This window comes from Pelatocladus sp. BLCC-F211 (assembly GCF_041928655.1).
Taxonomy (GTDB): Bacteria; Cyanobacteriota; Cyanobacteriia; order Cyanobacteriales; family Nostocaceae; genus Pelatocladus.
This window is the reverse complement of sequence record NZ_JBHFLM010000223.1, coordinates 1-6,849: the sequence shown is the minus strand read 5'-3', so window position 1 is coordinate 6,849 and position 6,849 is coordinate 1. Positions and strand designations below refer to the sequence as shown.

Annotated in this window: 9 protein-coding genes, 1 tRNA gene and 1 other annotated feature; of the genes, 8 read left to right on the top strand and 2 right to left on the bottom strand. The window is 42.5% G+C overall.

Annotated elements, in window-relative coordinates:
* The first annotated feature begins 306 nt into the window (after positions 1-306).
* The 6 genes from rplS (at position 307) to rplA (ending at position 3,237) form a co-directional block, all read left to right on the top strand.
* Positions 307-669 carry a 50S ribosomal protein L19 gene (rplS, locus tag ACE1AT_RS26365; RefSeq protein ID WP_374873795.1) on the top strand — a complete coding sequence of 121 codons (363 nt, stop codon included), beginning with the start codon at positions 307-309 and terminating at the stop codon, positions 667-669.
* Positions 670-817: 148 nt separating this feature from the next.
* Positions 818-890: transfer RNA gene (locus tag ACE1AT_RS26360), tRNA-Trp, on the top strand.
* Positions 891-1,086: 196 nt separating this feature from the next.
* Complete coding sequence (gene secE, locus ACE1AT_RS26355) at positions 1,087-1,311, top strand: preprotein translocase subunit SecE (protein WP_016860087.1); 225 nt, start codon at positions 1,087-1,089, stop codon at positions 1,309-1,311.
* Positions 1,308-1,946 carry a transcription termination/antitermination protein NusG gene (gene nusG / locus ACE1AT_RS26350; RefSeq protein ID WP_016860088.1) on the top strand — a complete coding sequence of 213 codons (639 nt, stop codon included), beginning with the start codon at positions 1,308-1,310 and terminating at the stop codon, positions 1,944-1,946. The genes secE and nusG overlap by 4 nt, the downstream gene beginning before the upstream one ends.
* Positions 1,947-1,952: 6 nt before the next feature.
* Entirely contained in the window at positions 1,953-2,378 is a 426-nt protein-coding gene (gene rplK, locus ACE1AT_RS26345; protein WP_374873793.1) for a 50S ribosomal protein L11, read from the top strand.
* Between the two features lie 145 nt (positions 2,379-2,523).
* Positions 2,524-3,237: a 50S ribosomal protein L1 gene (gene rplA, locus ACE1AT_RS26340; protein ID WP_374873791.1), complete on the top strand. Its 714-nt coding sequence runs from the start codon at positions 2,524-2,526 to the stop codon at positions 3,235-3,237.
* Positions 3,238-3,319: 82 nt separating this feature from the next.
* Positions 3,320-3,508: a sequence feature (ribosomal protein L10 leader region), on the top strand.
* Here rplA and ACE1AT_RS26335 read toward each other — a convergent pair.
* Positions 3,325-3,465: a hypothetical protein gene (locus ACE1AT_RS26335; RefSeq protein ID WP_374873789.1), complete on the bottom strand. Its 141-nt coding sequence runs from the start codon at positions 3,463-3,465 to the stop codon at positions 3,325-3,327. Its footprint overlaps the feature before it by 141 nt.
* A gap of 97 nt (positions 3,509-3,605) precedes the next feature.
* Here ACE1AT_RS26335 and rplJ point away from each other — a divergent pair.
* Together rplJ and rplL are read left to right on the top strand one after the other, a co-directional pair.
* Positions 3,606-4,151: a 50S ribosomal protein L10 gene (gene rplJ, locus ACE1AT_RS26330; protein WP_374873787.1), complete on the top strand. Its 546-nt coding sequence runs from the start codon at positions 3,606-3,608 to the stop codon at positions 4,149-4,151.
* A gap of 126 nt (positions 4,152-4,277) precedes the next feature.
* A complete protein-coding gene (rplL, locus tag ACE1AT_RS26325) occupies positions 4,278-4,673 on the top strand; it encodes a 50S ribosomal protein L7/L12 (RefSeq protein ID WP_374873785.1) in 396 nt (131 codons plus the stop codon).
* Between the two features lie 84 nt (positions 4,674-4,757).
* Here the strand turns inward: rplL and ACE1AT_RS26320 are convergent, their stop codons facing one another.
* Positions 4,758-6,560 carry a serine/threonine protein kinase gene (locus ACE1AT_RS26320; RefSeq protein ID WP_374873784.1) on the bottom strand — a complete coding sequence of 601 codons (1,803 nt, stop codon included), beginning with the start codon at positions 6,558-6,560 and terminating at the stop codon, positions 4,758-4,760.
* Positions 6,561-6,849: the final 289 nt, after the last annotated feature.

Below are 6,849 nucleotides of genomic sequence, written 5' to 3'. Positions count from 1 at the left end.
AGGCTTCAACACGCCGATGATTATTCCTACTGGGATTGCTCAATTCTATCAAATTAGAGACTGCGGCTCAAGCCGCAATGTCGCTTTTCCGCCCCTGGCTAAAGCCGAGGGGCTACCAAGCTCCCGGAAACTTTACGTGTAAGGGTGTAGGAGGATTGGTTGGTATCGATAAAAATTTAGGCTGAACGATCTGAATTTCAGACTCTTCGTCTCTTCATGAAACACTCACACCCTTGCGATTAAAATTTACTAGACTGAAAAGCGAAAGTAGATTTATTATGGATGATTGTGAGTTTTTAATTGACTATGAATGCTCAAGAGATTATCCGCTCGATCGAAGCGGAACAACTAAAATCTAATCTGCCCGATATATATGTCGGTGACACCGTGAAAGTCGGAGTCAAAATTAAAGAAGGAGACAAATACCGCGTACAACCCTACGAAGGAGTTGTAATTGCCAAGCGGAACGGCGGAATTAATGAAACCATTACAGTCCGTCGTGTATTTCAAGGTGTTGGAGTCGAGCGAGTGTTTCTACTTCACTCTCCTCGGATTGACAGCATTAAAGTCATACGTCGCGGTAGAGTGCGGCGTGCGAAGCTTTACTATCTACGCAATCGTGTCGGCAAGGCTACCCGGATTAAGCAACGCTTTGACCGCCCTTTGTGATAGATCAGTTAAGATATGGGAGAAAACTCAACTATCAAGCGGCATCAGCCGCTGATTTGTCCCCCGACCAAAAAAAGTTAACAAAAAATGCCAAATTGCGTTAAACTAGTAAAAGTCAAACGCAATAGCTGAATCAAAAGCAGCACATGCGCTCTTAGTTCAGTTGGTAGAACGCAGGTCTCCAAAACCTGATGTCGGGGGTTCAAGTCCTCCAGGGCGCGCTGTAACTGAGAAAAATCAACCCAAAACAAATGCGATCGCCATTATGTCTAGCGGTGCTGAAAATTTGATTTTGGGTATAATTAAATCTATACTTGTAGCTTCAAGCCTCAAGCTGTTTTAGTTTGAGTATAAGGTACAGTTATAAATAGAAAACTACCAGTTAATAGCTATCAGGCAATGGGGGAGTAAGCGACCGTGGCCAAGAAAAATGAAGCAGAAATGCCAGAAACTAGCAATGGTTTCAGCTTTGGGAACTTCTTTCAAGGAACTAAAGAAGAGTTTGAAAAAGTAGTTTGGCCCAGTCGGAAGCAACTGGTGAGTGAGTCAGCAGCAGTATTGTTAATGGTTTCACTCTCCGCATCTATAATTTTTTTGGTCGATAAATTCTTTACTTGGGCAGCACAACAGGTATTCGGATGACTTCTGCAACAGACGAAGGTCACAATTTGGCTTTGCAGTCAGATGAGAACTTAGAACCTGCGGGAAAACAGCAAGAAGCCCGCTGGTATGCAGTACAAGTAGCCTCTGGCTGTGAAAAGCGTGTTAAGACAAACCTAGAACAGCGCATCCAAACCTTTGATGTAGCTGAAAAAATTATTCGGGTGGAGATCCCGCATACACCAGCAGTGAAAATCCGCAAGGATGGTAGCCGTCAGCACACCGAGGAAAAAGTATTCCCTGGTTATGTACTGGTGAAAATGTTCATGGATGATGACACCTGGCAAGTGGTGCGAAACACCTCCCATGTAATTAATTTTGTGGGAGCAGAACAAAGACGTGGTACCGGTAAAGGTCGTGGTCACGTTAAACCAATGCCACTAAGTCATACAGAAGTAGAAAGAATCTTCAAACAGACCACCGAACAAGAGCCAATTGTCAAAATTGACATGGCTACTGGTGATAAGATAGTCGTGCTTACTGGTCCGTTTAAAGATTTTGAAGGTGAGGTCATAGAGGTAAGTCCAGAGCGGAGTAAACTCAAAGCCTTGCTGTCGATATTTGGACGAGATACACCAGTAGAATTGGAATTTAATCAGGTTCAAAAACAGAGCTAATCACAAATGGCGAAAAAAATAGTAGCGGTCATTAAATTGGCCCTGAATGCTGGGAAAGCCAACCCAGCACCGCCAGTTGGACCCGCCTTGGGTCAACATGGCGTCAATATCATGATGTTTTGCAAAGAGTACAACGCCAAAACAGCAGACCAAGCTGGGACGGTGATACCAGTAGAAATTTCGGTATATGAAGACCGGAGTTTCACTTTTGTACTCAAGACTCCACCCGCATCGGTATTGATTACCAAAGCAGCAAAGATCGACAAAGGCTCTAGCGAACCCAACAAAAGGAAAGTTGGATCAATCACCCAAGAGCAACTGCGGCAAATAGCCCAAACAAAAATGCCTGATCTCAACGCTAATGATATTGAAGCAGCAATGAAGATCATTGCTGGCACTGCCAAGAATATGGGTGTGACAGTCACAGATTAGTCATTAGTTATTGGTCATTGGTCAACAGACTCAAGACAAAATCCAAAATCCATAGACGCGTAAGCGGCTTCTCGTAGAGTAATCTAAAATCCAAAATTGTTTTGGGGGAGAGAATTAACCTCGCTAACAACCCCAGGAGAAAAAAATGACAAAAAGAGTATCGCGTCGTTTACAGACGCTATTAGAAAAAGTAGAAGATAGGGAGTATGCTCCCTTGGATGCTTTAAGTCTTTTAAAAGAGACAGCAACAGCAAAATTTCCCGAAGCAGCAGAAGCACATATTCGCTTGGGAATTGATCCGAAATATACTGATCAACAACTGCGGACAACGGTTGTACTGCCTAAAGGTACAGGACAAGAAGTACGAGTGGCAGTAATCGCCAGAGGTGAAAAAGTCACAGAAGCAGCCAACGCAGGTGCTGACATCGTCGGTTCAGAAGAACTGATAGAAGAAATTCAAAAAGGAATGATGGACTTTGACAAGCTCATCGCCACACCTGATGTTATGCCACAGGTAGCGAAGCTTGGTAAATTGCTTGGTCCACGTGGTTTGATGCCCTCACCTAAAGGTGGTACAGTAACATTTGACTTGGGGAGTGCGATCGCAGAATTCAAAGCAGGTAAACTAGAATTTCGTGCTGATCGTACAGGTATTGTCCATGTTATGTTTGGTAAGGCGTCATTCTCACCAGAAGATTTACTGGTAAACTTGAAGGCCTTGCAAGAAACAATTGACCGCAACCGTCCTTCAGGAGCAAAGGGTCGTTATTGGCGCACAATGTATGTCTCTGCCACAATGGGACCATCAATTAAAGTCGATATCACCGCCTTACGCGACCTGAAATCTGAAGCAGCATAAAGTTTGTCATTTGTCCTACGTCATTTGTAATAAATAGTAACTATTAACAAATGACCAATGACCAATGACCAATGACCAACAACAAAATTAAATAGCAAAGCCGTAGACAGCAGGTGCCGTTGGCTTAATTTCCTGCCGAGGTTTGATCCAAATTGCTTGAAGTTCCATCCTTCTTTGGTGTGGTAGTTCTGGCATCAGGAGAAGGGTGGGTTCAAATCTACCTTTCAACTAAAACCCCGGCTTTTGCAGCTGGGGTTTATTAATTTTTAGTTGATTGTTGTTTGTTGTTTGTTGTTTGTTGCTCTAGACCAACCACCAACCATCGACTAATAACCAACAACAAATCCTTTCAAGGAGGTGAAACAAATATGGGTAGAACCATAGAAAACAAACAAGAGATTGTTGCTGAACTCAAAGAAACTTTGAGTCAGTCGCAATTAGCACTTGTGATTGATTATCAAGGGCTAACAGTTGCCGAAATTACAGACCTGCGGCGGCGGCTGCGTCCCACAGGAACAAAATGTAAGGTAACAAAAAATACCCTGATGGGGATTGCCATTCAAGATGATGAAAAATGGCAACCTTTATCAGAATTGCTCAAAGGTTCTTCTGCTTTTTTGTTGGTTCAAGAGGATTTCTCTGCTGCAATTAAGGCTTATCAAGATTTCCAAAAAGCCACCAAAAAGACAGAAATGCGTGGTGGCGTTATGGAAGGTCGCCTGCTAAAAGAGCCGGATGTTAAGGCGCTAGGCGATTTGCCATCCAAAGAGCAGCTCATGGCACAAATTGCCGGAGCAATCAACGGCTTGGCTACCAAAGTTGCTGTTGGTATCAACGAGGTTCCCAGCTCGCTGGCTCGTGCTTTGCAGGCCTATGCCGATAAAGAAAAAGGCGGCGAAGAAGTTAGTAGTTAGTTTTTGTAGAGACGTACCATGGTACGTCTGGAAATTGTTGTTTGTTTTTTAGAAAAACCAATAACTAACACCCAACAACCATCAACTACTAACCATCAACAAATTTAAATTACAGGAGTTATATCAATGTCTGTTGCAACTGATGAAATCTTGGAAAAATTAAAATCCCTAACTTTGCTGGAAGCAGCTGAGTTAGTGAAGCAAATTGAAGATGCTTTCGGTGTAAGTGCTGCTGCACCTGCTGGTGGCATGATGATGATGGCTGCTCCTGGTGCTGCGGCTGCGGCGGCTGAACCTGTAGAAGAGCAGACCGAATTTGATGTGGTTCTCGAAGATGTTCCAGCTGATAAAAAGATTGCTATCCTTAAGGTTGTACGTGAATTGACTGGTTTGGGTCTCAAAGAAGCAAAAGACTTAGTAGAATCTGCACCTAAAGCAATTAAAGAAGGTATGCCCAAGGAAGCAGCTGAAGATGCTAAGAAACGCATCGAAGAAGCTGGCGGTAAAGTCAGTGTGAAGTAGTTATTACTAATTGGAATTCGGGATAAGTCTAATAAATTAATTGCGAATTCCAAATTTAAAAGGAGTCTAATACAGGCTCCTTTTTTAACACTTTTTAGCATCACTAGGATTTACAAAATCATGTAAATCGGCATCCCATATACTAATATAAATCAGACCACAATTTTGACGGACAATCTGACCTTTGAGGAAACCTACGCTAAAACTGAAATGATCCAAGCGTCGCTGTAAAACTTGCAGTAGTCCCTGCTTAATTTCTTCAGTTAATTGACCGCCTAACATTTCTTCAAAGGTTGTTAGTATTAGCTGAATATCTACAGATTGGGCAAAAGCAATCTCAGTTTGTCGAATTTTTCCAGAATCGCGGTCAAATAAGTAGCCAAGCTGAATTTGATTTGGCACTAAGATGTAACTAACAGCACGAGTATTACCCCAAACACCTCTTGTATCTTGATTTGGCTTACCAAGGCTTGCTTGTACAGTATTTTTTGGTGTACCTGTAGGGAACCCCGGAACTTTGCGTTTATTGGTAGTCTTAGGTGATTGATTACGAGGCGTGTTGTTTTCTAGTTGAGAAACCGCAGGACTATCAAGAGTATCTTCCGGCTCTGATGGCGTAGGTACGACTGAGAAGGGAGAAGGTGAGGAAACAGGCTGCTTTGGCGACGATCGCGAAGCCACAGGTGTATTAGTATTACTTTGTTTTACAGTAGAATCTCTGGGTTCTGGCGAGTCTGTAGGATTTGTGGTTTCAGATTTTGAATCAGATTTTGAGATTGGTGTAGGTGTTGATGTTGCTGAGTCTAAAGACTCTGGCTTGCGGGTAATACCAATCATCGCTACTGTACCAATTAAGCCTGCTACAACTAAGCTACCAATAATCCAAGTCGGCTTTTGCCACTTTTGAGGAATTGGATAGGTAAGGGTAGCTGGAGCGCTGGAATTAGAAGACAATGACTGAGTTTTTACAGATGCAGATGTAACAGTAGTGATATCTGGGGAGACTGTGGGTTGAGTAGTAGTCGTTGGTATAGAAGAGCTAAGAAGTAATTGCTGGGAATTAGCAGCCGATTGTAAAGCATATAGCATTTGGCTTGCAGTAGTATAGCGATCGCCTGCTTGGGGTTTAATGGCGCGACTAATGATCATTGCTAATTGTGGTGATACCCCAGGAACATAATGCTGCCAAAGTATTTCTCCTGTCCGTGGCTCAGTTTGTAACTGTCGAGGGTGTTTACCACTCAGTAGATAAATTGCTGTTAATCCTAAGCTATAAATGTCAGTTGCATAAACTGCGCGTCCTGTGAATTGCTCACTAGGCATATACCCAGGCGTACCCATTACCAGTGATTGAGTTGTGTATCCCGGAGAATTCACCACTGTTCGTATTGTTTCCTTGACTGCACCAAAATCAATCAATACAGGCTTGTGATTAGACGAGTCGAGAATAATATTATCTGGCTTGATATCACGGTGGATAATGCCTTTGCTGTGAACATAATCCAAAACTGACAGCAAACTCAACAAAATTTCTCTGACTGCTATTTCACTCAGTGAAGCTTGAGTTTTAATTATATTAGACAGGGTTTGACCTTGAATCCATTCTTGAACTAGGTAAAACTGCCCGTTCTCGTAAAAGTAAGCGTAGAGTTTAGGGATTTGGTCACTACCTTCCCCCAAAAACTCTAAGGTAGCCGCTTCCCGTTCAAAGCGTCGTTGAATTTTCTGATAAATATTTGGATCATTGGCGATCGGTTTTAATTGCTTAATCACACAACAACGACGAGAAGGCAGATAGGTGTCTTCTGCCAAAAAGGTTTCGCTAAAGCCACCAACAGCCAGTACCTGGATCACTTGATAGCGATTGTTTAACAGCGTCGTTGTCATGTTCCTTTAAAAGCTTTCGTTACTCCTCCGGCTCGCCTTATTCAAATGTAGACTAAATACCTAGAGGTAAAGCTTCCTGACAAGGAAATAAAAAGTATAGAAAAGAAAATATATATTATGTATTCTGTGAATTATATAATTAGCTAGATTTAGCTTACTCCGACAGAAGCCCCACACTGTACCTGTACTCAGGTCACAGTTTTCTCCTCTTAAAAATGGGGCAGGCAACCCCTTCGGGGAAGTCAAAAGTATCAAGTCAAAAGTCAAAATCAATACTTTTGAATTTTGA